This window comes from Pasteurella canis, assembly GCF_020810675.1.
GTDB classification, from domain to species: Bacteria; Pseudomonadota; Gammaproteobacteria; order Enterobacterales; family Pasteurellaceae; genus Pasteurella; species Pasteurella canis.
Genome location: NZ_CP085871.1, coordinates 1490648 through 1516845, shown reverse-complemented (window position 1 = coordinate 1516845; position 26198 = coordinate 1490648). Strand labels below are relative to the sequence as shown.

The following is a 26198-nucleotide window of genomic DNA, read 5'->3' as shown; positions in this document are numbered from 1 at the left end:
AAATGAGTTACAATGACCCAATATTGTATATAACATTATTAAATAAGCAAACTTCATTAACGGATTTTTTTCTTTATGACACAAATTACTTTGTCGGCTGAAGTTCAGCTATCTCAAATGGGACAACGTTTAGACCAAACTTTAGCTGAATTGTTCCCTGACTACTCACGATCACGCTTAAAGAGCTGGATTGAGGAGGGATTAGTCCACATGAATGGGCAGCCTGTAAACATTCCACGTACTAAAGTATATGGTGGGGAACATGTTGAAATTACGGTTGAAGTTGAAGATGATACGCGTTTTGAACCTGAGAATTTACCTCTCAATATTGTATATGAAGATGATGATATTTTAGTGATTAATAAACCAAAGGATTTAGTTGTACACCCTGGGGCTGGAAATCCATCGGGTACAGTATTAAATGCACTTTTGTATCATTATCCACAAATTGCAGAGGTACCACGTGCAGGGATTGTACATCGTTTAGACAAAGATACAACAGGCTTAATGGTTGTAGCAAAAACGATTCCTGCTCAAACAAAATTAGTGCGTGATTTACAAAAACGTAAAATTACTCGTGAGTATGAAGCGATTGCTTGTGGCATTATGACTAAAGGTGGTGTGGTTGAACAACCAATGGCACGTCATCCAACTAAGCGTACTCAAATGGCTGTGCATCCAATGGGTAAACCAGCAGTAACGCATTATCGTATTATGGAACGTTTTCGTAATTACACGCGGTTGCGCTTACGTTTGGAAACGGGGCGGACCCACCAAATTCGTGTGCATATGGCTTATATTGCTCATCCATTATTAGGTGATCAAACTTATGGTGGTCGCCCTCGTCCTCCTAAGCATGCAAGTGAAGAACTGATGTCGGTATTACGTGAGTTTAAAAGACAAGCATTACACGCGATTATGCTTCGTTTAGAACACCCTATTACTGGAGAGCTAATGGAGTGGCAGGCCCCATTACCCGCAGATTTTGTTGAGTTAGTTGATGTTTTAAAAGCAGATTATCAGTTACATAAAGATGATCTCGATTATTAAGTAGAAAAGAAGATGAGTCTGATTAAACCTAACTGGAATGGACCAGATACAGTTTCTGCTTTTAGTACCTTAAGGCAAGGTGGCGTTAGTTTACCACCTTATGATAGTTTCAATTTAGGTAGCCATGTTGGGGATGATCAAAATTCGGTGAGAACTAACCGCACTTTACTCGTGGAAAGATTGCAGTTACCGCAAATGCCTGTTTTTTTAGAACAGATTCACAGTACTAAAGTTATCAAATTACCCATAACTAATACATCAAGTCTGACTGCAGATGCAGTTTATACAGATCAACCAAATCAAGTCTGTCTTGTGATGACAGCAGATTGTTTACCTGTTTTATTGACTGCTGAACAGGGTAATGAAGTTGCGGCAGTACATGCAGGTTGGCGAGGACTATGTAATGGTATTTTAGAGCAAACTGTCGCCCAATTCCGCTGCCCTAAAACGAAAATTATTGCTTGGCTGGGACCTGCTATTGGTCCTAAAAAATTTCAAGTGGGGCAAGAAGTTGTTGAACAATTTTGTAAGCAAAATATGCAAGCAGGATTGGCTTTTAAACGGGATCCTAATGAGTCAGGTAAGTATTTAGGAAATTTATATTTATTAGCAACACAACGTTTAAATCAACTAGGTATAACAAATATTAGTGGAGGGGAATATTGTACTTTTACTCAGCACGATCAATTTTTCTCTTATCGTCGTGAACGACAAACGGGGCGGATGGCAACGTTAATTTGGTTTGCTGATAAATAGCAATATTGATAAAAAGTGCGGTGAGAATATTGAAATTATCCACCGCACTTTTTTATAAGCGAATCAGCCATCTTTATTAAAAGAGGATTCTGAATCCTAGATTGAGCTGATTATCTTTGAAATTTTGTTTACCTCGACGATGAGTAGTATCTGCCCAAAATTGTAGAGAGTCGTTCCATTGAGATTCAATTCCAGCTTTATATTCTAAGAGATGTTTTGTTCCTTGAATATGATTTATTACTCCATCCATTGTTATGCCATAAGTTTTTGTATTATGTAGCCAATTAAATGCTAAATAAGGCTTAATATTGAATTGTTGGATTAATAAGTGACTGTCTAAACTTAATTTTATGCCTAGGCGAGTTTGTAAATTATGATTATTTAAACTATCAATAACAGTACCTTGTTTATCAATATATTGTTTAGCGCTAACACCTTGCCAAATCATTTGTGCTTGAGGTTGAAGTTCTAAACGATGTGCCCAATCACTGACACGATATTGTATTAATGGCAATCTATACCCTGTTTCAAGGGATGTACTGAAACCACGAGAACGATAGGATTCATCTACTAAATCAGGATTAATGACTTGGTTTTTGAACCATTGATATTGTAGCCATCCATCAACATATAAACCCGAAGAATGATCAGTATTTTGATACCATGTGCTGTAAATGCCTAAGGCATAACCCTGTATTTTTGCTCGAGAAGGGCGGGTATGCAAGGATTCTATTTTGTTATGTTGTTTAGCATAACCAAACATTCCACCGACTTTATAATGATTTGCTTTAATCATATCTTTGCCTAGTTGGATAATATATCGGCGTGCTTGAGTTTTGTTTTGTTGATCTTGCATTTGATTAGTTGTCGTCCCCTTAATTAAACGTAACCAAAGCGATTTATCAGTAGATTGATTGATGAAATTATTGTGCGCTAAACGGTCTTCAAGGCGTAAATTAAATAAATGATTCGCCGCATATAAGTTATTGGCATAACCTGCAATTTCTGGTCGATAGCTCGGTGTACCATTAATATAGCTTGTTAGATACCAATTATCTTGGTTATTCTCATTCCGCTTTTCTAAGTGATAAACAAATGCGCCTTTTGAAAGATAATCATCAATTACAAAAGCATTATGAGTAGATTGCTGGGTTTCAATGATTTTGACATCGTTTACTGCTTTTTCATCACTTTTGCCAATATGTTTGATTGCAAGGCGAGTTGTACCTTCTGCTTTACCATTAATGCGTAATTTATCTGTTAGATTTGTAGAGCCATTAAAATCGGCAAATAAATGTAGTACACCATTGTCGCCACGGTAGTCGCCATTGATAGTTAAATGTTTAAACATCAGTGTAGGTTCTTGATGTTCGAATGTGAAACTACCTTGGTTATTCGTCGTGCCATTTAATGTATAATCTGTTGTAAAATTAAACGTTGTGCCTGTATTTAACTGAATATTCGGTGCAGTTAAACTGCCCTCTTTGAGTGTTAATTTACCAGATTCAGCTTTGATTAATTGCTTAAAGCTAAATGGATCAGAGAGTGTCCATGTATCGCCACGCATGATAAAAGTATTAAAATTTTGAAATTTACTTTGATTATTAAATCTCCCTACTTCTTCACCAGAACCTTCTAAAATCAATTGACTATTACTCGGATTTGCTTTGACAATGCCATTAATTTTTGAACCTGATTGAAGTGTGAGTTCTGATTTTTGTTTCCCGTCGAGAGTAATAGCTTGGTTACGTTTAGTAGAGTCTTGATTTGTAAATGACAATTCTCCACTATTTGTAAAAGAGACATTCTCACCTGACAATATAATAAGAGTTTTATCAGGATTTCCAGACAATATCTTATTCTTATTGTGCAACTTAATATTATTAGTCTCCTGAATAAAAATTGCCGTATGCCCTTCAGATTTTATTATCCCACTGTTTTTTACTTCGACATTATTGGCATATCTAATTACTGTGGTAGGAACACTTGTACTTTTTGATGAGATTGTGCCTTCATTGTTTATTTTGCTTGATTTTCCATTGTCTAACCAAATTGCAAAACCGCCATTCGCTGAAATAAGGGCATCTTTACCTAAATTATTCACTTCATAAACGACTTCAGTTGGTGCTTTGATTCTCCCTCCATCATTACGTTTAAAATAACTTGAGCAAACTCCACACTCATTATAGCCTCCACCTTCAGTACGAATTTCACCGTAGTTAGTAACATGTAATTTTTCTGTAATATTTCCCCACTGTGCATCAATAGCACTCGTCACACCACTACCTTGGCTAATGAGTTTGCCATAGTTGATTATTTCAGCACTAGTGGCATCCTGCCACTCAGGCACATAAATTTTATAACCTGAATTTTCTAGGTGTAGATAATTGATAAGATGATATTTCTTATTACTTTGCAAAGTATCAAATTGAGTCGAATAAGATTTTGTTTTATTTCCATCAATGACAACTTTATGTGTATTTGTTGAGTCATCAATGGTTTCTGTTTTTGTACATCCCTCTCCACAACTAGTCACGGTTTCTGTAAAACCATGACTAGAATAAAGTAGTGCTGATAGTGTTAGAGAGATGAGAGAAACTTGTTTTTTCATTTATTAATACTCGGGTTATAGCGAAAATAGCATAACTTATTATTTTAAACCTTAATGAGTTAAAAATAAACAAAAAATCCATAAAGATTTTAGTGGATTTTTGTTTGCAAAGTGTAGGCAGTTTGAATATTAATGAATATGCGGAGATAAAAAAATATTGTAGAATTTGCCTCACTTGAACCGCATTATAAGTGCGGGCGTTTTTATCAGGATCTTATATGACAAAAAGTATCAAACTCGAATTAGAACAATTACGGAATACCTTACGCTATCATGAATATCAATATCATGTGCTGGATAGCCCTCAAATTCCTGATGCAGAATACGATCGTTTGTTTCATCAATTAAAAAATCTTGAAAAACAATATCCAGAGTTGATAACCACAGACTCACCAACACAACGTGTTGGGGCAAAACCTTTATCTGGGTTTACTGAAGTAAAGCATGAAATCCCTATGTTATCGTTAGATAATGCTTTTTCAGATGAAGAGCTTAAGGCATTTGTTAAGCGTATTGATGATCGTCTTATCGTATCACCAGAGCAATTAACTTTTTGTTGTGAGCCCAAACTTGATGGATTGGCTGTAAGTATTTTGTATGTCGAGGGTAAATTAGTACAAGCGGCGACGCGTGGAGATGGGACTACCGGCGAGGACATTACTTCTAATATTCGTACTATACGTAATATTCCCCTGCAATTATTAACAGAAAAGCCACCGAAACGTTTGGAAATACGTGGTGAAATATTTATGCCGCAGACAGGGTTTGAATTGTTAAATGAGAAAGCCTTAGCAAGAGGAGAAAAAACCTTTGCTAATCCGCGTAATGCAGCAGCAGGATCATTACGTCAATTAGATCCTAAAATTACCAGTCAACGTCCATTAGTACTTAATGCTTATGGGATTGGTATTGCAGAAGGGATCGAATTACCGACAACTCATTTCGAGCGTTTACAATGGCTTAAAACAATCGGGATTCCAGTGAATACGGAAGTTCAGTTGTGTCATGGTATAACACAGGTATTGGATTTTTATCGTCAAATTATGCAAAAACGCAGTAACTTAGGCTATGACATTGATGGAACAGTGATTAAAGTCAATGATATTGAGTTACAAGAAGAACTTGGTTTTATTTCGAAAGCACCTCGTTGGGCGATTGCCTATAAGTTTCCTGCACAAGAAGAACTTACAATATTAAATAGTGTTGAGTTTCAGGTGGGAAGAACAGGTGCGATTACACCTGTCGCAAAATTATCTCCAGTATTTGTAGCGGGTGTGACAGTGAGTAATGCGACTTTACATAATGGTGATGAAATTGATCGCTTAGATATTGCTATTGGCGATACGGTAATCATTCGTCGTGCCGGTGATGTGATCCCTCAAATTATAGGTGTTGTGCATGAGAAACGTCCTGCTGATGCTAAAAAAATTGAGTTTCCATCAAATTGCCCAGTATGTGATTCCATTATCGTACGTATTGAAGGTGAGGCTGTTGCGCGTTGTACAGGTGGTTTATTTTGTGCAGCACAACGTAAGGAGGCACTAAAACATTTTGTTTCGCGTAAAGCAATGGATATTGATGGTGTGGGTGCTAAACTCATCGAGCAATTAGTCGATCGTGAACAAATTCATACACCAGCAGATTTATTTAAGTTAGATCTTACTACATTAATGCGTCTAGAGCGCATGGGACCAAAATCTGCACAAAATGCATTAGATAGTTTGGAAAAAGCGAAAAAAACGACATTAGCCCGTTTTATTTTTGCATTGGGCATTCGTGAGGTGGGCGAAGCGACTGCACTAAACTTAGCGAATTATTTCAAATCATTAACCGCGTTAAAAGAAGCAAGTCTTGAACAATTACAGCAAGTTCAAGATGTTGGGGAGGTGGTTGCCAATCGTATTTTTGTATTCTGGCGTGAGCCACATAATGTCGCAGTTGTCGATGACCTACTGGCGCAGGGGATTTATTGGGATACTGTCGAGCTGAAAGAAGCAGACGATAATCCATTTAAAGAAAAAACAGTCGTTTTAACAGGCACTTTAACTCAAATGGGGCGGACAGAGGCTAAAGCATTATTGCAAAGTTTAGGTGCAAAGGTGAGTGGTAGTGTGTCCGCGAAAACAGATTTAGTGATAGCAGGTGAAAGTGCAGGATCTAAACTGACAAAAGCAAATGAGTTGAATGTACAAGTCATTGATGAGCAAACTTTCTTAGATTGGTCACAACCTTATCGTTAAGAAAAAAGAAAACCGCTTAAAATAGACGTTTAAGCGGTTTTTTATATGGGAGATAACGCACTTCTCACTATCAAAGTGCGGTCAGTTTTTGAGAAATTAAGAAAGGTATTTTGCTTTTAATTCTTTTGCGAAAGCCACTTTCTCTGGTGTTAATTCTTTTGTCATTGGTTCACGGCAATAGCCAGATTCAACACCATCAAGTTTTAATAACTCTTTAATTGTTAGGTATAAACCATTAGATAAAATACCTTCGATTAAATCGTTAGTTACATGTTGAATTTCAAGAGCTTCTTTTAATTTGCCCGCTTGTGTTAATTCAAAAATTTGACGTGCACGGACACCATTTACGTTGAATGTACTACCGATTGCGCCATCGACACCTAATGCTGCTGCAGGTAACATCATTTCGTCGAAACCAGCCCAAATTAAGTGATTTGGATAAGCTTTTTTCAAGCGTTCTAATAGATAGAAATCACCCGCTGTAAATTTCACACCTAATACTTTAGGGTTTTTATAGAGCTCACCGAATTGTTCAACACCAATGTTTACACCTGTTAAGAATGGAATAGAGTAAACGATCATGTAGTTGCCTGTAGCTTCAATAATGCTATCGTAGTAGTGTTTGATTTCTGGGAAACTGAATTTGTAGTAGAAAGGTGTGACGGCAGATAAGCTATCATAACCTAATTCTGTTGCATATTTACCTAGCTCAATTGCTTCCTGTAAGTTGACGCTACCTACTTGTGCAATTAATGCAATTTGATCTTTTGCTTCATCTTTTGCAATACGGAAGATTTCTTTTTTCTCTTCTGTTGAAAGCATAAAGTTTTCACCCGTACTACCACCAACATAAAGGCCATCGACTTTCATTTTGTCGATATTATAACGAACGATTTCGCGTAGGCCTTTTTCGTTGATTGAACCATCAGCGTTGAAAGAAACTAACAATGCGCTGAAGATACCTTTTAAGTTTTTCATTGGACACTCCTATAAATGTGTTATTTGACACGTTGTTCTAAAATGACATTAACTGTTTTTTGCTTCGTTTTAGTTGCTTTATCTTCAGTCGCTTGGACGATTAAAGTGTAAATCAAATCTAAGACAAAAAGTTGAGCAATTTTTGTTCCCATGGAATCACCTTGTAATTGCCCTTGACGATTACCATTAATCAACACGTGGTCAGCGGCATGGGTAATTGGTGAACGTAGGTTATGTGTGATAGCGATAGTTGTCGCTTCATTTTTTTTCGCAATATTAAGTGCTTGGATCACCTCTTTAGAATAGCCAGAGTGACTAATACCAATCACCACATCGCCTGGTTGCATCAGAGCGGCTTGCATATACATAAAGTGGTTATTCGAAGTAGAGTCCACTTGTAAGCCAATACGCATAAATTTATTTTTCGCATCTTCTGCAGTAATGCCTGAAGAGCCTACACCAAATAAGAAAATACGTTTTGCCTTCATCATCAAATTGACAATGGTTTCTAACTCATTGAAATCTAATAGATTCACTGTCTCTGAGATGACATTGGTTATAGTACTTTGTAATTTTGCGGCAATGCTTCTTGGATCATCGGAAGATGAGATATCCGTGTCGAGTAAAGAATGGTATTGCTTTTCTCTAGTAGCTAATTCAATTGCAAGTTCTAATTTAAAGTCAGTGAAGCCTCTGAAGCCGAGTGTACGGCAGAAACGAATAAATGTTGCTTCACCGACATCAAGGTGTTTCGCAATATCAGAAAGAGAAGACTGACTGAGCAAATCTGGCGATGCAAGAATCGTTGCAGCAATTCTTTTTTCTGTTTTAGTAAGGCTATCGTGTAGCGCGCCAATTGTATCTAAAATTTTTCCACTGACTAACATAGAGGCTCCTTAAAAGTGCGGTCAAAATTACAGTAATTCTACTGGCACTTTCACCACAAGTTTCTTCAGACTGACCACTTGATTATCAACATTACAGCCTGGTTTATGTGGCTCATAAGGTAAGAACACGACAAACATATTAGGTTTTAAGGTCAATGTACTCTTATATTCAATTTCTGGTGTGAGTTGATAGTCATCTTTCTCATCATAGTCGGTATAATTAGTGAGTGTTGGATAAGCAACACTATATTCAATGTTTTCTTTGCCAGAAATCAATACTTGTACATCAATATATTGACGATGTAATTCTGCCTGTTTGCTTTCAGCTGCGGCTGTATCAAATGCCATGACATTCATATAAATTTGATCGGTAATATCATGACGACCTGTTTCTAATGCAGCTAAATCTAGCGTATTTAAATATTCACATACCTCAACGATGACTTTAGGTAGACCCAATCTAAAGTCATCACGAGTTAAATCACCAATAAACATAATCTTCTCCTATTTCAAATTGATACCTTGTTGTAGACAATCGCCTACCCACCAAGCTGCGCCAATTAACCCTGCATCTTGTCCATAACGAGCTTGTTCTACAGTGCAATGATAGAAATGTGGCATCGCATGTAAATATTGTTGGACTAAAGGTAAATAACCTTCAGCTAAGCCAACACTGCCACCAACGACCACTTTTTGTACATCTAAACCAATGACTAAATCTGCGATTAAATGAGAGATTGCTTTTGCTGAACGTTGAATAAGTGCGGTCGCTTTTTCATCATTTTTTCTAAATAGCTCGAAGGCTTCTTTGGGGGTGCAAGGCGGATTCCACTGGCTAGATACAGCTTCAATCGCACGTCCAGCAGCAACTGCCTCTACACAACCTACGCGACCACAACCGCAGAGAGGGCCATTCGGATCAGCTAGGGTATGCCCAATGTGACCTGCGACACCATTAGGTTCAGTCAGTAAACGGCGTTCTAAAATGATTCCTCCACCAACACCTGTTGATACAGTGATAAAGACGAAATTTTGGATTTTGTTTTTATCTTCATCTTTATATTCTGCACAGGCTGCGGCTTGTACATCATTGAGTAAACCAATAGGTTTATTTGTATGCCGTGCAATACTTTGTTTCAGCGGAAATTCAGCTAATCCCCCTAAATTCTTTGGATTAAGCGCAGTTAAGATACCATTATTAATAATGCCAGTTGAAGCAACAGCAACATAATCAAATTGTCCTGCATATTGTGCTAGGATTTGTGCCAAAGTATCATGCATTGCATTTGATGCATCTGCCTGGGGAGTAGAGATTTGTTGACGCTGCTCGATTTTGCCGTCAACAACAATTGCTGAGGCAATTTTAGTGCCACCAATATCCAATGCTAAACAACGCATAATTTCTCCTTTCTACTTAAAACTATTTGGCTGATTTAACCGCATCAGCAAACCAACTGACAATATGTTCTAGGCGTGTTAATGCAGAACCTACTGTGACAGAATAAGCACCAATTTCAATAGCGACTTTTGCTAATTCGGGTGTATTGTAACGCCCCTCAGCCATCACGCGGCAACCTGCAGCATTAAGATCTTTAACCAGTTGATAGTCTGGCTCTGAGGGGACCTCCCCCCCTGTATAACCTGACATTGTGCTACCAATGATTTCAACACCTAAGTTTTGGCAGTGCATACCCTCTTCAAAATTAGAACAGTCAGCCATCGCTAAACAACCTAACTCTTTAATCCGTTTTACAATTGCTTCGCGTGTGGTAGGGCGGATACGGTCAGTACCATCAAATGCAATAATATCCGCACCAGCAGCAGCTAAATCATCAATATCTTGTAAAAACGGGCTAATACGAACAGGACTATCATCTAGATCTCGCTTGACAATACCGATGATAGGAACATTAACAACTTTACGAGTCGCTTTGAGATTTTCAATACCTTCAATACGTAAACCAGCGGCACCACCAATCACAGAGGCTTGTGCCATAGCTGCAACAATTTCAGGTGAGTCCATAGGACCATCATCGACAGGTTGGCAAGAGGCAATTAATCCATATTTGATTTGTTCTAAAATTTGTTGATGTGATAATTTTGACATGTTAACTCCAGTCTTATTTTGTCAAAAGAAGATTGACTCCAATTTCTATAGATTAATCTTAGAATAAAAAAATAACAACTAAAATAATGAAAATTTGCGATCTCTGTCGCATATTTAGACACAAGTATTTTGTGGTTTTATTTCAGTGATTATCTCTTTTATTTAAAGACATTTTTAATGTTTATTGTTGTAAATATTTTTCTAATAAATTAGCCAGAACTTGATAACCTTCTTGATTGAAATGTAATCCATCAGTACATAAAGCTAAATTTAATTCATGGTCACTATTGCTAAAGACCGATTGTGTTTCAATATAAGTTACATTCTCAGGGCAGTTTGCTTTTAAATAAGTGTTAAGTGTATTAATTTGTGTATTAGTGACCGTTGAAATAGCGTTTACTGGGGTAGCTTCTAATAAATAGTAGTGTGAATGTGGAGAGATAGCATGTAAATGATCCAGTATTTGATTCAACCACTCCATGACTTTAGCGGGAGAATACTCTTTTTCTTTACAAATATCGTTCACCCCTAAGAAAAGAAAGATATGTTTACCTAAATGAGTGATAAGTTTAGGTTTAATAATTACATCAAGATATTGTCGAGTACTTACGCCAGAAATACCTAAATTGGCGACACTTTGGTTTGCTAGAGTTGGTGTTCCATTAGGTAGGTCTCCCCACATATCAAATAATGAATGGCCAATTAAACTAATATCTGCTTTTTTTTTAAACTCATTAGATTTTATTTGATAGCGATGAAAAATATCTTGGTCACTTAGCATGGCTTTACTACCTATATTGAAATAAAACTCCAAGCATTATATAAAACATCGTTTTTTGGTAAACATTTTACGTCGTTTTAGAGAGGATAAATGTTCAATTTTGTGACGTAGCTATCATTTATGAAATAAAACTTCATTTTCTATATAAAAAATAGTTTTTTCACTTTAGAATGCAGGCGTGTGAAATTTATTTCATCATTATTTTAACGTAATCCCAACGTAACCAATAGAGGAGAACTCATAATGAAATTTAAAAAACTACTACTCGCATCTTTATGTTTAGGCGTTTCGGCTTCTGTTTTTGCAGCAGATTACGATCTTAAATTCGGTATGGTAGCAGGCCCAAGCTCGAACGAATATAAAGCAGTAGAATTTTTTGCTAAAGAAGTGAAAGAAAAATCTAACGGCAAAATTGAGGTTGCGATTTTTCCTAGTGCGCAATTAGGTGATGACCGTGTTATGATTAAACAATTAAAAGACGGTGCATTAGATTTCACATTAGGTGAGTCAGCGCGTTTCCAAATTTACTTCCCTGAAGCAGAAGTATTTGCATTGCCTTACATGATCCCAAATTTTGAAACAGCGAAGAAAGCATTATTAGATACAAAATTTGGTCAAGGTTTATTGAAAAAAATTGATAAAGAATTAAATGTAGAAGTATTATCTGTTGCTTATAATGGTACTCGCCAAACAACATCTAACCGTGCTATTAACAGCATTGATGATATGAAAGGCTTAAAATTACGTGTACCTAACGCAGCAACTAACCTTGCATATGCTAAATATGTTGGTGCAGCGCCAACGCCAATGGCATTCTCAGAAGTGTATTTAGCGCTTCAAACTAACTCTGTAGATGGTCAAGAGAATCCATTACCAACAATCCAAGCACAAAAATTCTATGAAGTACAAAAATACTTAGCGTTAACTAACCATATCTTAAATGACCAACTTTATCTTGTAAGTAATGAAACAATGTCTGATTTGCCAGAAGACTTACAAAAAGTGGTTAAAGATGCGGCAGCTAAAGCAGCTGAGTACCATACTAAACTCTTCGTTGATGGTGAAAATAGCTTAGTTGAATTTTTCAAAGGTCAAGGCGTAACTGTAACTACACCAGATCTCAAACCATTTAAAGCAGCATTAACACCATACTATGATGAGTATCTCAAGAAAAATGGTGAAGTCGGTAAAATGGCTGTAGAAGAAATTTCTAATTTAACTAAATAAATGTGAGTAACCTTATCCCTATATTCTTAAGGGATAAGGTTCATTTTTATTGGGTTGTTGAGGTATCTATGAAAATAATAAATAAATTAGAAGAATGGATCGGTGGCGTGATGTTCATCGGAATCTTTCTGATTCTGTTAGCACAAATCGTTGCTCGTCAAATTTTTCATTCCCCATTTATTTGGAGTGAAGAACTCGCAAGATTGCTATTTATCTATGTCGGCTTATTGGGTATCAGTATGGGTATTCGTAGCCAGCAACATGTTTATATTGATTTTTTAACTAATTTTATGCCTGAGAAAGTGAGAAGAGTGACAAACTCTTTTGTGCAAATTCTCATTTTTATTTCGATCATTATTTTTATCCATTTAGGTTTTAAAGTTTGGTTCGATTCTAGTTTTAAAATGGAAGCATTAACCGCTTTTGCCTCGGATTTAATTGGTCGAGAAACGATTATTTATGAAAAATGGATGTATGCCGCATTACCATTTATTTCTTGCTTAATGTTATTCCGCTTTTTCCAGGCACAAGCTGAAAACTATAGAAACAAATTAAGCTATATTCCAGTCATTGCTTTTATCATTAGTGCGGTCATTATTTTTGCAATTTTATTTATTGAGCCAGATTGGTATAAAGTATTACGTATTTCTAACTATGTGAAATTCGGTAGTGATGCTGTTTATATTACTTTAGTGGTCTGGCTTATTATTATGTTTATAGGGACCCCAGTTGGTTGGTCACTATTCATTGCGACTTTACTTTATTTTGCGATGACACGTTGGAACATTGTTAACTCGGCATCATCAAAATTAACAGATAGTTTAAACAGCTTCCCATTATTAAGTGTACCGTTCTTTATTTTAACGGGTATTTTGATGAATACAGGGGGAATTACAGAACGTATTTTTGATTTCGCACGTGCATTACTCGGTCATTATCGAGGCGGTATGGGGCATGTAAATATCGGTGCGAGTTTAATTTTCTCTGGTATGTCAGGTTCAGCGCTCGCTGATGCAGGCGGCTTGGGTCAATTAGAAATTAAAGCGATGCGTGATGCTGGATATGATGATGATATTTGTGGTGGTATTACCGCAGCTTCTTGTATTATCGGTCCACTTGTCCCTCCAAGTATTGCAATGATTATCTATGGTGTTATTGCTAACCAGTCAATTGCTAAATTATTTATTGCAGGCTTCGTACCAGGTGTATTAGTGACGATCGCGTTAATGATAATGAACTATTATGTGGCTAAAAAACGTGGTTATCCAAGAACACCAAAAGCAACTTTAGAACAACGTTGTCAAGCATTTAAAAAAGCAATTTGGGCAGTGTTAACACCAATATTGATTATCGGGGGAATTTTCTCTGGTTTATTTACTCCGACTGAAGCAGCGGTTATTGCAGCGTTTTATTCAATCATCATTGGTATGTTTGTATATAAAGAGTTAGACTTCAAAATGCTATTTAAAAGCTGTATTGAAGCAATGGCAATTACAGGGGTGACAGCACTTATGGTGATGACTGTGACCTTCTTCGGTGACATGATTGCACGTGAGCAAGTTGCAATGAAGATCGCAGAAGTCTTTGTGGCAGTTGCTGACTCACCAACAACAGTATTAGTAATGATCAACTTATTATTGTTATTCTTAGGGATGTTCATTGACGCGTTAGCATTGCAATTCTTAGTATTACCAATGTTAATTCCAATTGCGGTTCACTTTGGTATTGATTTGATTTTCTTTGGTGTAATGACGACGTTGAATATGATGATTGGTATTTTAACTCCACCAATGGGTATGGCGTTATTCGTAGTTGCTCGTGTAGGTAATATGCCAGTAAGTACTGTGGCGAAAGGGGTTTTACCATTCTTAGTCCCAATTTTTGTTACATTAGTATTGATTACGATTTTCCCACAAATTATCACCTTTATACCAAATCTTCTGATGCCTTAATGGCGTGAGGAAATGGAATTCAAAGCCAGTCGTGTTTGGCTGGCTTTAACTTAAAACTTGCCATTCAATGTTGTATCTGAATAGGTATTCATTCTTACTAACCTAACTAATTGAGGTAATAAAATGAAATTTACAAAAACAGCTTTATTTGCAGCTCTAGCAGCAACCGCTTTCGCAGCACAAGCAGGACAATATCCAGATTTACCAGAAGGCATTAAAGCGGGCGCTGGTGCATTAGTTGGTGATACCGTTTATGTGGGTTTAGGTGGCACTGGTACAACTAAATTCTATTCATTAAATCTTAAAGATCCAAAAGAGTGGAAAGAAATTGCTGAATTCCCTGGTGGTAAACGTAATCAACCTGTTGCTGCTGGTGTAAATGGTAAACTTTATGTGTTTGGTGGCTTCCAAGATACTGATGTTGCAAAAAATCAAATTATCAATGATGCATATGAATACAATCCTGCAGATAATACTTGGATGAAATTACCAACGCGTTCACCACGCTCAACTTCTGTTGGTGCGAGTGTTGCAGCAGATGGCGGCAAGATTTATTTCGTTGGTGGTGTAAACCATGAAATTTGGAATGGTTTATTCCAAGATGTCAAAGCAGCGGGTGGCGATAAAGAGAAAGAAAAAGCAATTTTTGATCCATATTTCAATTTACGTGCACAAGACTTCTTCTTCTCACCTGAAATTCTAAGTTATGAGCCAGCAAACAATGTATGGCGTAATGAAGGTTACTTTCCATATTCAGGTCGTGCAGGCGCAGCAGTGGCAATCAAAGATGGTAAATTGTTAGTTGTAAATGGCGAAGTAAAAGCAGGTTTACGCTCACCAGGCAGCGCAGTAGGAACTATTGGTAAAGATGGTGTTACTTGGAAAAAATTAGGTGATTTACCAGCACCAAAAGGTTATGACAAACAAGACGGTATTGCTGGTGGTATGGGCGGATATACTAACGGTCATTATATTGTCACAGGTGGTGCAAACTTCCCAGGTGCGCTTGCAAACTATGAAAAAGGTATCATGGATGCGCACCGTACAGGTGGTTTGAAGAAAACTTATCATAAAGATGTATATGCATTAGATGCAAAAAGTGGTAACTGGAAAATTGTCGGTGAGCTTCCTGCTAACATCGGCTATGGGCTAGCAGTTTCTTATAATAACAAAGTATTATTGATCGGTGGTGAAACTGATGGTGGTAAACCACTCACTTCAGTTCAGACAATGAGCTTTGATGGTAAAAAACTAACTGTAGAATAATTGTCGAATTGATCATAAACATGATCTTTTTATTTAAGGGCAAGCGAGTTGGCTTGCCTTTTTTATGTGGTTACGTTGTTAGTTTTTGCAAATAATGGGATTGTCTAAAAGCATAAATCAGTTAACAACCATACTAAAAAGGTAGACATGCAGTCTACCTTGATTTTGTCTAAGTAGGATATATTGAAGTGTAAAATTTTTGTGTTTTCAACCGCACTTTGATCCTTAATTTAGAAACGTGTAGTCAAGTCAGTTAACCATGCAGGGCTTAATTCGACTAGCCAAATTTCAATTTGTTTGTCAAATCCAGTTAAGACTAATAAACCGACAACAAGTAGACTCCAGCCCATGATTTTGCGCCCTTTCTGACCAGCATCGGCCAATTTCTCCCGTTTGTCACGGAAAAATTGACGAGAAAGGAGACCAATTGCAATTAATGGAATAACGGCACCTAAGCTAAAGAACACCATGACTAAAGCAACGCTTACAAGGGCTTCTCCTTGGCTAGCGAGTGCAATTGCTGCGCCTAATGTTGGACCAATACAAGGTGCCCAAACAATACCTAACAATATACCCACTAAAAATTGCCCAATAGCAGACTCAGGGTTAAAGACACTTAACCATGCTTCGCCACGACCACTTAATGCGGAAGTATAATGACTAAACAAGGCTTGTAAGCGATTGCTGAGTAACCAAAAGGCGACTAACAGCATTAATATTGCTGCCCCATAACGCAAATATTCACTATTTAAACCAAGTGCTAATCCAATAGAGGCAATAACTGTACCAACCAAAGTGAAAGAAATTGCCATACCAAAAGCAAGGGTAAATAAACCTATTTTACGTTTTGCCATCGCTGAAGAGGCAACGATAGGCAAAATAGGTAATACACAAGGTGAAAGCGTTGTCAGTAATCCTGCTAATAAGCTTAGTGCTAATACTGTTAGGCTAATATCCATATAAGCAACCTCATGAACTATTCAGATACCGTGATAAATTGACGTAAGCGCGATTCATTGGTTTCTGCAATACCACGGCGTAATTCTTTGCCTTCATTGAACAAAATTAACGTACTTTGACGCGTTACATTGAAGCGTTTAAGTACTTCTTTTTGCTGGTCGTAGTCAACTTTAAATACGCTGTAATCTTTGAATTGCTCTTCTTGTAGCATTGGCTCTAAGATACTTAATTGACGTTTGCAAGTTGGGCACCAATCAGCATAAACATCGACTAAAACGGGTTTATTCGTTTGCAGTGCAGCATCAAATGAAGCTTGTTCAAAAGGTTTAAAATCAACGGCTAGAACCTGAATTGACATGAATAATGTTGCAAGAAATACAAAAAGTTTTTTCATAAAATGCTCCTAAAGCGTGTTAAAAAATTAATGGGTATCATGATTAATTTAGACGAAAGATTATACAAATTATTACAGAAAATTTGATAAAAATGACCGCACTTTATAAAAAAGCCCAATACATAAGTATTGGGCTTGATAGCTAAGAAAGTTATTTATTGATTAGCAACCACTTTTCCGTCTAGATAATCAATAGTGACTAATTGATTAGGAAGTAACTTACCAGACAGAATTTGCTGTGCTAATGGGTTTTCAATTTCTTGTTGAATAGCACGTTTCAACGGTCTTGCACCATAAACTGGGTCATAACCTACTTCACTAATAAAGTCTAAACACGCATCTGTAAAGCGTAATTGATAGCCATGGCTTTCCATACGTTTGATCAAGCGAGCTAGTTGGATTGTCGCAATCTCACGAATGTTTTCTTTGCCTAATGGGTGGAAGACAACGCTTTCATCAATACGGTTGATAAATTCTGGGCGGAAATGTTGTCCTACCACAGACATCACTAAAGCTTTCATGCTGTCATAATCCATATCTTTGTTTTCTTGGATGAGATGTGAGCCTAAGTTAGAAGTCATAATCACAACGGTATTGCGGAAGTCAACAGTACGACCTTGACCATCAGTTAAACGTCCATCATCTAACACTTGTAATAAAATATTGAACACATCATGGTGTGCTTTTTCGACTTCATCAAGCAAAATCACCGAGTATGGGCGACGGCGTACCGCTTCTGTTAAATAGCCACCTTCTTCGTAACCAACGTAACCTGGAGGTGCACCAACTAAGCGAGATACGCTGTGTTTTTCCATAAATTCTGACATATCAATACGTACCATGGCGTTTTCATCATCAAATAAGAAGTTAGCCAAGGTTTTACATAATTCCGTTTTACCTACGCCAGTTGGTCCTAAGAATAAGAAAGAACCAATAGGACGATTTGGATCCGATAATCCTGCACGACTACGGCGAATAGCATTCGCTACCGCTTCAATTGCTTCATGTTGACCAATCACTCGTTTATGTAACTCGTCCTCCATACGTAATAATTTTTCTTTCTCGCCTTCCATCATTTTTGCTACAGGGATGCCAGTCGCGCGAGAAAGCACTTCTGCGATTTCTTCATCGGTCACACGATAGCGGAGTAAGGTCATTTCTTTGCCCTCTGCTGATTCTGCTTGGGCTAATTGTTTTTCCAAAGTCGGAATAACACCATATTGCAACTCAGACATCTTAGCGAAATCGCTAGCACGACGCGCTTGTTCCATTTGAGTTTTTGCATTGTCTAATTCCGCTTTAATATGTTGCGTACCAGAAAGTGCAGCTTTTTCTGTTTTCCACACCTCTTCTAGTTCGGCATATTCACGTTCTTTTTCGCTCAATTCTTTTTCCAGCATATCTAAACGTTTACGGCTGGCATCATCGTCTTCTTTTTGTAACGCTTGTTGTTCCAATTTTAATTGGATAATGCGGCGTTCTAAACGATCCAATGGCTGTGGCTTTGAGTCAATTTCCATACGGATACTTGATGCAGCCTCATCTATTAAGTCAATCGCTTTATCTGGCAATTGGCGATCGGAGATATAACGGTGCGAAAGTGTTGCTGCCGCCACGATTGCAGGGTCAGTAATTTGTACGTGGTGGTGGATCTCATAACGTTCTTTTAAACCACGCAAGATCGCAATAGTGTCTTCTACTGTTGGTTCACCAACAAATACTTTTTGGAAACGGCGTTCTAGTGCGGCGTCTTTTTCGATATATTGACGATATTCATCTAAAGTTGTCGCGCCAACACAATGCAATTCCCCACGTGCTAAACTCGGTTTGAGTAAATTTCCAGCATCCATTGCCCCATCTGTTTTACCTGCACCGACCATTGTGTGAATTTCGTCGATGAATAAAATCACACGACCTTCTTCTTTCGCAAGTTCATTTAAAACTGCTTTTAAGCGCTCTTCAAATTCACCTCTATATTTCGCCCCTGCAATTAATGCACCCATATCAAGTGAAAGTACCCGTTTATTTTTCAGACCTTCGGGCACTTCACCATTGACAATACGTTGCGCTAATCCTTCAACGATCGCAGTTTTACCAACCCCAGGTTCACCAATTAACACGGGGTTATTTTTAGTACGGCGTTGTAAGACTTGAATCGCTCGACGAATTTCCTCATCACGTCCAATCACAGGATCTAGTTTGCCGCTTTCAGCACGTGCGGTCAGATCAATTGTATATTTATCTAATGCTTGTCGACTTTCTTCTGCGTTTTGGTCATTGACATTTTGTCCTCCACGCACTTGTTGAATAGCCTGTTGTAAATTTTCTTTTTTTACACCGCTCTTTCTGAATATTTCACCTAAGGTTTTGTCTTCTAGTGCAGCTAATAAAAAGATCTCAGATGAGATAAATTTGTCCTGACGTTGTTGGGCAAGTTTATCGCACAGGTTTAATAAATTAATTAAACTACGTGAAATCTGTATATCTCCACCATTTCCTGATACTTGCGGTAAACGATTCAGCTCACTATGTAATTCATTGCGTAATAAAGCTAAATTAGCGCCTGCTGCAGTTAAAATTGGAGCAATAGAGCCATCTTGTTGGTTTAATAAAGCCGTTAATAAATGAATAGGTTCAATAAATTGGTTATCTTTACCAATTGCTAGAGATTGTGCTTCGCTAATCGCTTGTTGAAACTTTGTCGTAAATTTTTCGATATTCATATTCCATGTCCTCTTTTGCATCTAAATTAAGTTAAAGGGCAATATCCCCTCGATTTACAAGGATTAAATAAGCGCATTTTTTAGTTTTTCAAGGGGGAATGTAGAATATTTTAAGAAATGCCTATTAAACTTTATTTTTTAATAGCTTGTATGAAATTTTGATGGCTTTTTAAACTTTTTATTAAAATCGTATTCTTATATCAGTGGCATTAAAATATGAATGAGCAATAAAACTATCGATATTATAATTCAAAAGCGGATTAATTTTCTTTCTGACTAAGATTATCTCGTTGAAGTTCTGTACTCTGTTTACTCATTTTCTCTGACTGTTATAATGCGAAGAATTAACAGTTTTTTATACAAGGACAGGAAATGCAGTTTTCCAAAATGCATGGTTTAGGTAACGATTTTATCGTCGTTGATGCAGTTACTCAAAATTTATACTTTTCAGCAGACACAATTAAACGATTGGCGGATCGCCATCGAGGAATTGGGTTTGATCAAATGCTAGTTGTAGAGCCACCTTATGATCCAGATTTAGATTTCCATTATCGTATTTTTAATGCAGATGGAAGTGAAGTGGCACAATGTGGTAATGGAGCACGTTGCTTTGCTCGTTTTGTGATTTTAAAAGGATTAACAGATAAAAAAGAGATTACGGTTAGTACACAAACAGGCAAAATGATCTTGAATGTACTTGAAAATGAAAAAGTGCGAGTCAATATGGGGGAACCCATTTGGGAACCTGCCAAAATTCCATTTACAGCAAATAAATTTGAGAAAAATTATATTTTGCGGACGGATATTCAAACTGTGTTGTGTGGCGCTGTTTCGATGGGTAATCCTCATTGTGTTGTACAAGTTGATGATATTCTCAAAGCAAATGTAGAACAATTAGGACCATTATTAGAAAAACATGAGCGCTTTCCTGAACGTGTTAATGCTGGGTTTATGCAAGTAGTGAATCGGCGACATATTAAATTACGTGTTTATGAAAGAGGGGCTGGAGAAACACAAGCTTGTGGAAGTGGGGCTTGTGCGGCAGCAGCTGTAGGTATTATGCAAGGTTTGTTAGATAACAAAGTACAAGTGGATCTACCTGGTGGCAGTTTAACAATTGAATGGGAAGGCGTAGGAAAACCATTGTTTATGACTGGGGAAGCAACACATGTGTATGATGGAGTAATTAAATTATAGTTTTCTGTTACTTTTCTGTGCTTTCTACAAGTACAGAAAAGTAGGTTGCTATCACAGCGAAACAGGAAACGAAAAAATAAGTGAATAAACATTATGCAAAATTTAACCCATACTCAAATAAGGGACTACCTCACTCAGCATCCAGATTTTTTTCTCGATCATCCCGAATTGCTTGATTGCCTCAATCTTTATTACTCACAAAAAAATACGCTTTCGTTGGTAGAATTACAGCTTGAGCGTCAACGCCATCGAATTAAAGAACTTGAGGCAGAATTAGAAAAATTTACTCAATTAGCTATTCAAAATAGTGATATTTTCCTCGGGCTGTTGCCTTTACAACAACAGCTTTCACAAGCAAGCAACATCACAGAGGGGATCCAAAAACTGGATCTATGGGTTAAAAAATTTGAGTTACAGCAAGCCAAAATCCTGTTATTTACGGATGAATGGGAAAAACGAACGAGTTTAAGTGAGGAAGTGTGGCTCGATCGCAAAGCTTTTGAGATCGTGCGTTTGGAGCGTTTTGGGTTACGTCGTTTTTACCTTGGTCAAATGACGCATAAAGAAAAAACAATGTTATTTTTGCCAGAGGAGTTTCCAATTGGCTCAGTAGCGTGTTGCTTGCTTGGGTGTAAAACAGGACAGAAAGCCACTGCACTCTTGCTGTTTTCTGCGAGAGATGAGCGCCATTTTCATAATGGACAGGATACGGAATTTTTAAAACATCTAGTGGATATTGTAGAGCTACATTTAGGGCGCTGGGTAGATAATTTTAAACGCTAATGCGGAAGAAGGATAACGATCAGAATGCAAACACAGCTTGAAAAATATTGGAATTACCTACGTATTGAGCGTCAAGTGAGTCCTCATACACTGAGTAATTACCAACGTCAGCTGAATCGTATTGTGGAAATATTACTTGAAAATGATATTACTGGTTGGCAATCTGTTTCTGCTAGTGTAGTTCGATTTATTTTAGCACAAAGCAAAAAAGAAGGCTTACATGAAAGAAGTTTAGCTTTGCGTTTGTCTGCATTACGTAAATTCTTATCCTACTTAGTGCAGCAAGGGGAGCTGTCTGTGAATCCTGCAACAGGCATTTCTGCACCGAAACAAGGACGTTATTTACCTAAAAATATTGATGCGGAACAAGTACAGAAATTACTCAGTAATGACAGTAAAGAACCCATTGATATTCGTGATAGAGCAATGCTTGAGCTACTTTATAGTTCTGGATTGCGTTTGTCTGAATTACAAGGGCTTAACTTAACAAGTATTAATACTCGAGTACGTGAGGTCCGTGTGATTGGTAAAGGGAATAAAGAGCGCATTGTGCCTTTTGGACGTTATGCTGCTCATGCATTGCAGCAATGGCTTAAAGTGCGGTTACTTTTTAATCCAAAAGATGAGGCATTATTTGTGAGTCAGCTTGGTAACCGTTTGACCCATCGATCTATTCAAAAACGCCTTGAAGTGTGGGGTATTAAACAAGGTTTAAACAGCCATCTAAATCCCCATAAATTACGTCATTCCTTTGCGACTCATATGCTTGAGGCTAGTTCGGATTTACGTGCAGTACAAGAACTATTAGGACACAGTAATTTATCGACAACACAGATTTATACCCATTTAAACTTTCAACATTTAGCAGAAGTATATGACTCTGCCCACCCACGCGCAAAGCGTAAAAATAGGAAAATGGAATGAAATTTTACCGCACTTTACAACCTTTTAAACTGATTAGCTTTGATTTGGACGATACGCTTTATGATAATACTGAAGTCATTCGTTTAGCAGAGCAGCACTTTTTGGCACAATTAAAACAAGAAAGCCAACTTCATGAGCTTACTACTGACATTTGGCGTGATTGGAAAAATAAAGTGGTGCAACAAAATTCGATTTTGAGTGAAGATGTAGTGGAATGGCGTATAGAAAGTATGCGACAACTTTTGGCTTATCATCAAAAAAGTGCGGTCGAAATGACACGAATTTTACAATCCGTAATGGATGTGTTTGTGGAATGGCGCCATAAAATTGAAGTGCCAAACCAAAGCCAGCAAGTGTTGAATACTTTAAAAGCCAAATATCCATTAGTCGCGATTACTAATGGCAATGTGGAACCACAACGTATTGGCTTGACACAGTTTGATTTAGTATTACGTGGTGGCGAACAGGGTCGAGCGAAGCCACACCAAGATTTATTTCACCAAACTGCTCAACAATTTGGTGTACAGCCCCAAGAAATTTTGCATGTAGGCGATAATTTAATTGCCGATATACAAGGCGCAATTCAAGCCAATTGTCAGGCAGTTTGGATTAATCAGTCTGGGAAAAACTTACGCGACTTTTCAGACGCAACATTGGTGCCAACAGTAGAAATTACAGATTTGACGCAATTGCTGTTGTTATCAGCATAATTCCTATCAAATAATAGGAGTGAAATGTGTTAAAAGAACGTGAAAACAGAATTCAATTATGGTTTGAAATGTGGTTACAGCAAAGGGATCTCGGTATAGTAGACATTTTTGCGGAGAATGTACTCTACATTGAAAGCTGGGGACCACAATATGTTAATCGAAAAATGCTTAAGCATTGGTTTGAAGAATGGAATCAGCGAGGAAAAGTTGTAAGCTGGGTGATAAAACAATATTTTCACAATGGAAATCAAACGGTTGTTGAGTGGTGTTTTAAAGATGAGATGGATAATGGAAAAGTCGATATGTTTGACGGTATGTCACTTATTGAATGGAATGAAACTGGTCAGATCATCTTTGTAAAAGAATTTGGCTGTAAGCAAAACAATTATAACCCCTACGAAAAAGGCTTAGAACCACAATTTAGAGATGACCAAGTAGCTTGGTTGTAATATTGAGCGCTTTTTAACATTTATTTTGCTTATTTAATATCTCAGATGCTACCTGTGAGTAATGGCTGATTGATATCTTGAACTAACTGTCTATATTATTTTTCATCAACCGCTTTTTTATTACACAGCCATAATCCAACGACAATTAAGCAAGCACTTACAATATGATAAGTATGCAGCTGTTCATTTAGAACTAAAATCCCGAATATTGCGGCAAATAGAGGCGTGGCATTAGTGAAAGCCGCGCCTTTTGCACCTCCTACAATTGAAATCCCATAATTCCAAAAGGCATAAGAAAGAATCGATGGCCCGATAATTAAATAACCAATAATCCAGTATTGGTGACTGCTGAGTGTAGAGATGAAATTCTGTTCTAACTGTAAGTATTGCCAAATAAAAACAGGTGTAAAAAGTAACATTGCGATACAGACTTGGGCTGTTAACATCATCGTATTAGGCAATGTGGCTGGTTTTAATCGAATAATACAACAATAAAGTGCCCAACTAATCGCAGAACCAATTGCCCATAGATCGCCTTGATTGATGTCGAGTTGGTATAAACGATTTAGCTCACCATGGCTGAGTAACCAGAGTACTCCAGTAAAACTTGTTATCGCCCCTAATAAAAGCATAGGGCGAATTGGATCAGCAAAGATTAAACGATTTAAAAATAAGACAATAATCGGTACAACAGCCAGATAAATACTAGCATTCAGTGTAGTGGTTGTTTGTAAACCCTGATAGAGAAAAACAGGAAAAATTACGATACCTAACAGGGCAAGTGCGGTCAAAATTAACCAATTTTGACGAATAATCGGGAAAAATTGAGGTAAGCTTTTGCCAAAGAGTAGGAGTAGAATAAAAGCAGCAGGTAACCAACGAGAGTAGTTTAACAGAATTGGAGCGATGTCATTGCTTAACATTTTACCAAAAAGGTAGTTGCCTCCCCAAAATAAGGTCGCTAAAACTAAGCAAAAATAACCGTATCCTTGTTTTTGTCTCATAAATTGCCACGCTTAATAATAATGCCAACATTTTTTGCCTGAGCGACAGCTTTAGGCTTGCTTAATTTTAAGCGTAATCCTTGAATACCAAAGCGTTGTTGTAATTGAGCTGCCACTTCATAAGCTACACGTTCAATGAGTAAGAAGGATTTTGATTGAACATAATCAATAATAAACTCGCTCACTTCTGCATAGTTTAAACAATATTGTACATCGTCAGTTTCTGCCGCTTTGCTACTATCCCAAGCCATTTCAAGATCAAATACTAATTTTTGTTTAATTTGTTGTTCCCAATCATAGACACCGATCTGAGCGAAAACAGTCAATTCTTCAATGAAAATGTGATCAATCATTCATTTATTCCTTCTGATCGAAAAATATAGTAGGCTTATGCTACCAAGTTTATGTACAATAGACGAACATATTTTTCCTCTTTGCTACTCTAAAGGACTAACTAATGAGCCTTTTCGCTATTTTCTATATGGTAGTTGCCTATTTATTAGGCTCTGTTTCAAGTGCGATTTTGTTATGTCGTTTAGCTGGTCTGCCTGATCCAAGAAACAGTGGTTCAAACAATCCTGGCGCAACGAATGTATTACGTATTGGTGGGCGTTGGATTGCATTAGGGGTGTTATTATTTGATATGTTTAAAGGCATGCTACCTGTGTGGTTAGGGTATTATTTAGGACTCACTCACTTTGAGTTAGGTATGGTTGCGTTAGGTGCCTGTTTGGGACATATTTTCCCTATTTTCTTTAAGTTTAAAGGTGGTAAAGGCGTAGCTACTGCATTTGGCGCGATTGCACCTATTTCGTGGGGTGTAGCTGGATCTATGTTAGGTACATGGTTACTTGTCTTTTTAATCACTGGTTATTCTTCTTTAAGTGCGGTGTTAACGGCACTCTTAGTTCCTTTTTATGTTTGGTGGTTTAAGCCTGAATTTACTTTTCCTGTGGCGTTAGTATGTTGTTTATTGATTTATCGCCACCACGATAATATTCAACGTTTATGGCGTGGGCAGGAAGATAAAGTATGGCGTAAATTAAAAAAGCAAAATCAGTCTAGCAAAGAATAAGTAAGCAAAGTCATTTGAATTCTTAATCAATGATTGATTGAGATTTAAAATAAAGAATCAGTTATAAAGACAAAACAGAGATTGAAAAAGCAGACTAATTAGTCTGCTTTTTTAGTTAAAGAGG

General features: G+C 37.3%; 24 protein-coding genes. 12 read left to right on the top strand and 12 right to left on the bottom strand.

The features are described 5' to 3' along the window. Window positions 1-75 precede the first annotated feature (75 nt). Both rluD and pgeF read left to right on the top strand, forming a co-directional pair. Window positions 76-1050: a 23S rRNA pseudouridine(1911/1915/1917) synthase RluD gene (rluD, locus tag K7G93_RS07065; protein WP_115323153.1), complete on the top strand. Its 975-nt coding sequence runs from the start codon at window positions 76-78 to the stop codon at window positions 1048-1050. A 12-nt stretch (window positions 1051-1062) separates the two neighbouring features. Then, window positions 1063-1806, top strand: coding sequence for a peptidoglycan editing factor PgeF (gene pgeF, locus K7G93_RS07060; RefSeq protein ID WP_160531745.1), 744 nt, complete (start codon window positions 1063-1065; stop codon window positions 1804-1806). 76 nt (window positions 1807-1882) lie between these two features. On the opposite strand, the gene K7G93_RS07055 is transcribed toward pgeF, so the two are convergent. Continuing rightward, entirely contained in the window at window positions 1883-4417 is a 2535-nt protein-coding gene (locus tag K7G93_RS07055) for an autotransporter family protein (RefSeq protein WP_160531746.1), read from the bottom strand. Between the two features lie 218 nt (window positions 4418-4635). Between K7G93_RS07055 and ligA the strand changes: the two genes are divergently transcribed. Beyond that, on the top strand, window positions 4636-6657 hold the full coding sequence (ligA, locus tag K7G93_RS07050; RefSeq protein ID WP_226691020.1) for an NAD-dependent DNA ligase LigA: 2022 nt from the start codon (window positions 4636-4638) through the stop codon (window positions 6655-6657). Between the two features lie 96 nt (window positions 6658-6753). Here ligA and nanA read toward each other — a convergent pair whose 3' ends face one another. From nanA to K7G93_RS07020, 6 genes are all read right to left on the bottom strand, one after another. Next, entirely contained in the window at window positions 6754-7635 is an 882-nt protein-coding gene (nanA, locus tag K7G93_RS07045) for an N-acetylneuraminate lyase (protein WP_005764817.1), read from the bottom strand. A 20-nt stretch (window positions 7636-7655) separates the two neighbouring features. After that, on the bottom strand, window positions 7656-8522 hold the full coding sequence (locus tag K7G93_RS07040; RefSeq protein WP_049215521.1) for a MurR/RpiR family transcriptional regulator: 867 nt from the start codon (window positions 8520-8522) through the stop codon (window positions 7656-7658). Window positions 8523-8549: 27 nt separating this feature from the next. Continuing rightward, window positions 8550-9017 (bottom strand): N-acetylneuraminate anomerase, encoded by a 468-nt coding sequence (nanQ, locus tag K7G93_RS07035; RefSeq protein WP_049215519.1) that lies wholly within the window; start codon window positions 9015-9017, stop codon window positions 8550-8552. A 9-nt stretch (window positions 9018-9026) separates the two neighbouring features. Then, a complete protein-coding gene (locus K7G93_RS07030; protein ID WP_226691021.1) occupies window positions 9027-9920 on the bottom strand; it encodes an N-acetylmannosamine kinase in 894 nt (297 codons plus the stop codon). A 22-nt stretch (window positions 9921-9942) separates the two neighbouring features. Further along, a complete protein-coding gene (locus K7G93_RS07025; RefSeq protein ID WP_049215515.1) occupies window positions 9943-10629 on the bottom strand; it encodes an N-acetylmannosamine-6-phosphate 2-epimerase in 687 nt (228 codons plus the stop codon). Between the two features lie 181 nt (window positions 10630-10810). Beyond that, window positions 10811-11410 (bottom strand): SGNH/GDSL hydrolase family protein, encoded by a 600-nt coding sequence (locus tag K7G93_RS07020; protein WP_049215513.1) that lies wholly within the window; start codon window positions 11408-11410, stop codon window positions 10811-10813. A 243-nt stretch (window positions 11411-11653) separates the two neighbouring features. Here K7G93_RS07020 and K7G93_RS07015 point away from each other — a divergent pair, with 243 nt between their 5' ends. The 3 genes from K7G93_RS07015 (at window position 11654) to K7G93_RS07005 (ending at window position 15855) form a co-directional block, all read left to right on the top strand. Continuing rightward, window positions 11654-12637 carry a sialic acid TRAP transporter substrate-binding protein SiaP gene (locus K7G93_RS07015; protein WP_049215511.1) on the top strand — a complete coding sequence of 328 codons (984 nt, stop codon included), beginning with the start codon at window positions 11654-11656 and terminating at the stop codon, window positions 12635-12637. A gap of 68 nt (window positions 12638-12705) precedes the next feature. Next, window positions 12706-14589 (top strand): TRAP transporter large permease, encoded by a 1884-nt coding sequence (locus tag K7G93_RS07010; RefSeq protein WP_049215509.1) that lies wholly within the window; start codon window positions 12706-12708, stop codon window positions 14587-14589. A gap of 123 nt (window positions 14590-14712) precedes the next feature. Next, the gene (locus K7G93_RS07005) at window positions 14713-15855 is read left to right on the top strand and encodes an N-acetylneuraminate epimerase (RefSeq protein ID WP_049215508.1); all 1143 of its coding nucleotides are present in this window, start codon (window positions 14713-14715) and stop codon (window positions 15853-15855) included. Between the two features lie 230 nt (window positions 15856-16085). On the opposite strand, the gene K7G93_RS07000 is transcribed toward K7G93_RS07005, so the two are convergent. From K7G93_RS07000 to clpB, 3 genes are all read right to left on the bottom strand, one after another. Further along, window positions 16086-16814, bottom strand: coding sequence for a cytochrome c biogenesis CcdA family protein (locus K7G93_RS07000; RefSeq protein ID WP_228400337.1), 729 nt, complete (start codon window positions 16812-16814; stop codon window positions 16086-16088). A gap of 17 nt (window positions 16815-16831) precedes the next feature. Further along, entirely contained in the window at window positions 16832-17209 is a 378-nt protein-coding gene (locus K7G93_RS06995) for a thioredoxin family protein (RefSeq protein WP_226691023.1), read from the bottom strand. Window positions 17210-17364: 155 nt separating this feature from the next. After that, entirely contained in the window at window positions 17365-19932 is a 2568-nt protein-coding gene (clpB, locus tag K7G93_RS06990; RefSeq protein WP_226691024.1) for an ATP-dependent chaperone ClpB, read from the bottom strand. 372 nt (window positions 19933-20304) lie between these two features. On the opposite strand from clpB, the gene dapF reads away from it, so the two are divergent. From dapF to K7G93_RS06965, 5 genes are all read left to right on the top strand, one after another. Next, window positions 20305-21129, top strand: a complete 825-nt coding sequence (gene dapF / locus K7G93_RS06985; RefSeq protein ID WP_226691025.1) for a diaminopimelate epimerase — start codon at window positions 20305-20307, stop codon at window positions 21127-21129. Window positions 21130-21222: 93 nt separating this feature from the next. Next, a complete protein-coding gene (locus tag K7G93_RS06980) occupies window positions 21223-21912 on the top strand; it encodes a DUF484 family protein (protein WP_049215498.1) in 690 nt (229 codons plus the stop codon). A 24-nt stretch (window positions 21913-21936) separates the two neighbouring features. Then, window positions 21937-22836 carry a tyrosine recombinase XerC gene (gene xerC / locus K7G93_RS06975; protein WP_226691026.1) on the top strand — a complete coding sequence of 300 codons (900 nt, stop codon included), beginning with the start codon at window positions 21937-21939 and terminating at the stop codon, window positions 22834-22836. Further along, window positions 22833-23546, top strand: a complete 714-nt coding sequence (locus tag K7G93_RS06970) for an HAD-IA family hydrolase (RefSeq protein ID WP_226691027.1) — start codon at window positions 22833-22835, stop codon at window positions 23544-23546. The genes xerC and K7G93_RS06970 overlap by 4 nt, the downstream gene beginning before the upstream one ends. Before the next feature lie 26 nt (window positions 23547-23572). Next, window positions 23573-23995, top strand: a complete 423-nt coding sequence (locus tag K7G93_RS06965; protein WP_193389775.1) for a nuclear transport factor 2 family protein — start codon at window positions 23573-23575, stop codon at window positions 23993-23995. 95 nt (window positions 23996-24090) lie between these two features. Here K7G93_RS06965 and K7G93_RS06960 read toward each other — a convergent pair whose 3' ends face one another. Together K7G93_RS06960 and folB are read right to left on the bottom strand one after the other, a co-directional pair. Continuing rightward, window positions 24091-24999: a DMT family transporter gene (locus tag K7G93_RS06960; protein WP_226691028.1), complete on the bottom strand. Its 909-nt coding sequence runs from the start codon at window positions 24997-24999 to the stop codon at window positions 24091-24093. Next, window positions 24996-25352 carry a dihydroneopterin aldolase gene (folB, locus tag K7G93_RS06955; RefSeq protein ID WP_226691029.1) on the bottom strand — a complete coding sequence of 119 codons (357 nt, stop codon included), beginning with the start codon at window positions 25350-25352 and terminating at the stop codon, window positions 24996-24998. Before folB ends, K7G93_RS06960 begins: the two co-directional genes overlap by 4 nt. Before the next feature lie 104 nt (window positions 25353-25456). Between folB and plsY the strand changes: the two genes are divergently transcribed. Beyond that, window positions 25457-26074, top strand: coding sequence for a glycerol-3-phosphate 1-O-acyltransferase PlsY (gene plsY, locus K7G93_RS06950; protein WP_223667439.1), 618 nt, complete (start codon window positions 25457-25459; stop codon window positions 26072-26074). The last annotated feature ends 124 nt before the right edge of the window (window positions 26075-26198 follow it).

What these genes read in the sequence shown, in the direction of transcription:
- rluD (WP_115323153.1), top strand. Translation starts at nt 76, where the DNA reads ATGACACAAATTACTTTGTCGGCTGAAGTTCAGCTATCTCAAATGGGA.
- pgeF (WP_160531745.1), top strand. Translation starts at nt 1,063, where the DNA reads ATGAGTCTGATTAAACCTAACTGGAATGGACCAGATACAGTTTCTGCT.
- K7G93_RS07055 (WP_160531746.1), bottom strand. Translation starts at nt 4,417, where the DNA reads ATGAAAAAACAAGTTTCTCTCATCTCTCTAACACTATCAGCACTACTT.
- ligA (WP_226691020.1), top strand. Translation starts at nt 4,636, where the DNA reads ATGACAAAAAGTATCAAACTCGAATTAGAACAATTACGGAATACCTTA.
- nanA (WP_005764817.1), bottom strand. Translation starts at nt 7,635, where the DNA reads ATGAAAAACTTAAAAGGTATCTTCAGCGCATTGTTAGTTTCTTTCAAC.
- K7G93_RS07040 (WP_049215521.1), bottom strand. Translation starts at nt 8,522, where the DNA reads ATGTTAGTCAGTGGAAAAATTTTAGATACAATTGGCGCGCTACACGAT.
- nanQ (WP_049215519.1), bottom strand. Translation starts at nt 9,017, where the DNA reads ATGTTTATTGGTGATTTAACTCGTGATGACTTTAGATTGGGTCTACCT.
- K7G93_RS07030 (WP_226691021.1), bottom strand. Translation starts at nt 9,920, where the DNA reads ATGCGTTGTTTAGCATTGGATATTGGTGGCACTAAAATTGCCTCAGCA.
- K7G93_RS07025 (WP_049215515.1), bottom strand. Translation starts at nt 10,629, where the DNA reads ATGTCAAAATTATCACATCAACAAATTTTAGAACAAATCAAATATGGA.
- K7G93_RS07020 (WP_049215513.1), bottom strand. Translation starts at nt 11,410, where the DNA reads ATGCTAAGTGACCAAGATATTTTTCATCGCTATCAAATAAAATCTAAT.
- K7G93_RS07015 (WP_049215511.1), top strand. Translation starts at nt 11,654, where the DNA reads ATGAAATTTAAAAAACTACTACTCGCATCTTTATGTTTAGGCGTTTCG.
- K7G93_RS07010 (WP_049215509.1), top strand. Translation starts at nt 12,706, where the DNA reads ATGAAAATAATAAATAAATTAGAAGAATGGATCGGTGGCGTGATGTTC.
- K7G93_RS07005 (WP_049215508.1), top strand. Translation starts at nt 14,713, where the DNA reads ATGAAATTTACAAAAACAGCTTTATTTGCAGCTCTAGCAGCAACCGCT.
- K7G93_RS07000 (WP_228400337.1), bottom strand. Translation starts at nt 16,814, where the DNA reads ATGGATATTAGCCTAACAGTATTAGCACTAAGCTTATTAGCAGGATTA.
- K7G93_RS06995 (WP_226691023.1), bottom strand. Translation starts at nt 17,209, where the DNA reads ATGAAAAAACTTTTTGTATTTCTTGCAACATTATTCATGTCAATTCAG.
- clpB (WP_226691024.1), bottom strand. Translation starts at nt 19,932, where the DNA reads ATGAATATCGAAAAATTTACGACAAAGTTTCAACAAGCGATTAGCGAA.
- dapF (WP_226691025.1), top strand. Translation starts at nt 20,305, where the DNA reads ATGCAGTTTTCCAAAATGCATGGTTTAGGTAACGATTTTATCGTCGTT.
- K7G93_RS06980 (WP_049215498.1), top strand. Translation starts at nt 21,223, where the DNA reads ATGCAAAATTTAACCCATACTCAAATAAGGGACTACCTCACTCAGCAT.
- xerC (WP_226691026.1), top strand. Translation starts at nt 21,937, where the DNA reads ATGCAAACACAGCTTGAAAAATATTGGAATTACCTACGTATTGAGCGT.
- K7G93_RS06970 (WP_226691027.1), top strand. Translation starts at nt 22,833, where the DNA reads ATGAAATTTTACCGCACTTTACAACCTTTTAAACTGATTAGCTTTGAT.
- K7G93_RS06960 (WP_226691028.1), bottom strand. Translation starts at nt 24,999, where the DNA reads ATGAGACAAAAACAAGGATACGGTTATTTTTGCTTAGTTTTAGCGACC.
- folB (WP_226691029.1), bottom strand. Translation starts at nt 25,352, where the DNA reads ATGATTGATCACATTTTCATTGAAGAATTGACTGTTTTCGCTCAGATC.
- plsY (WP_223667439.1), top strand. Translation starts at nt 25,457, where the DNA reads ATGAGCCTTTTCGCTATTTTCTATATGGTAGTTGCCTATTTATTAGGC.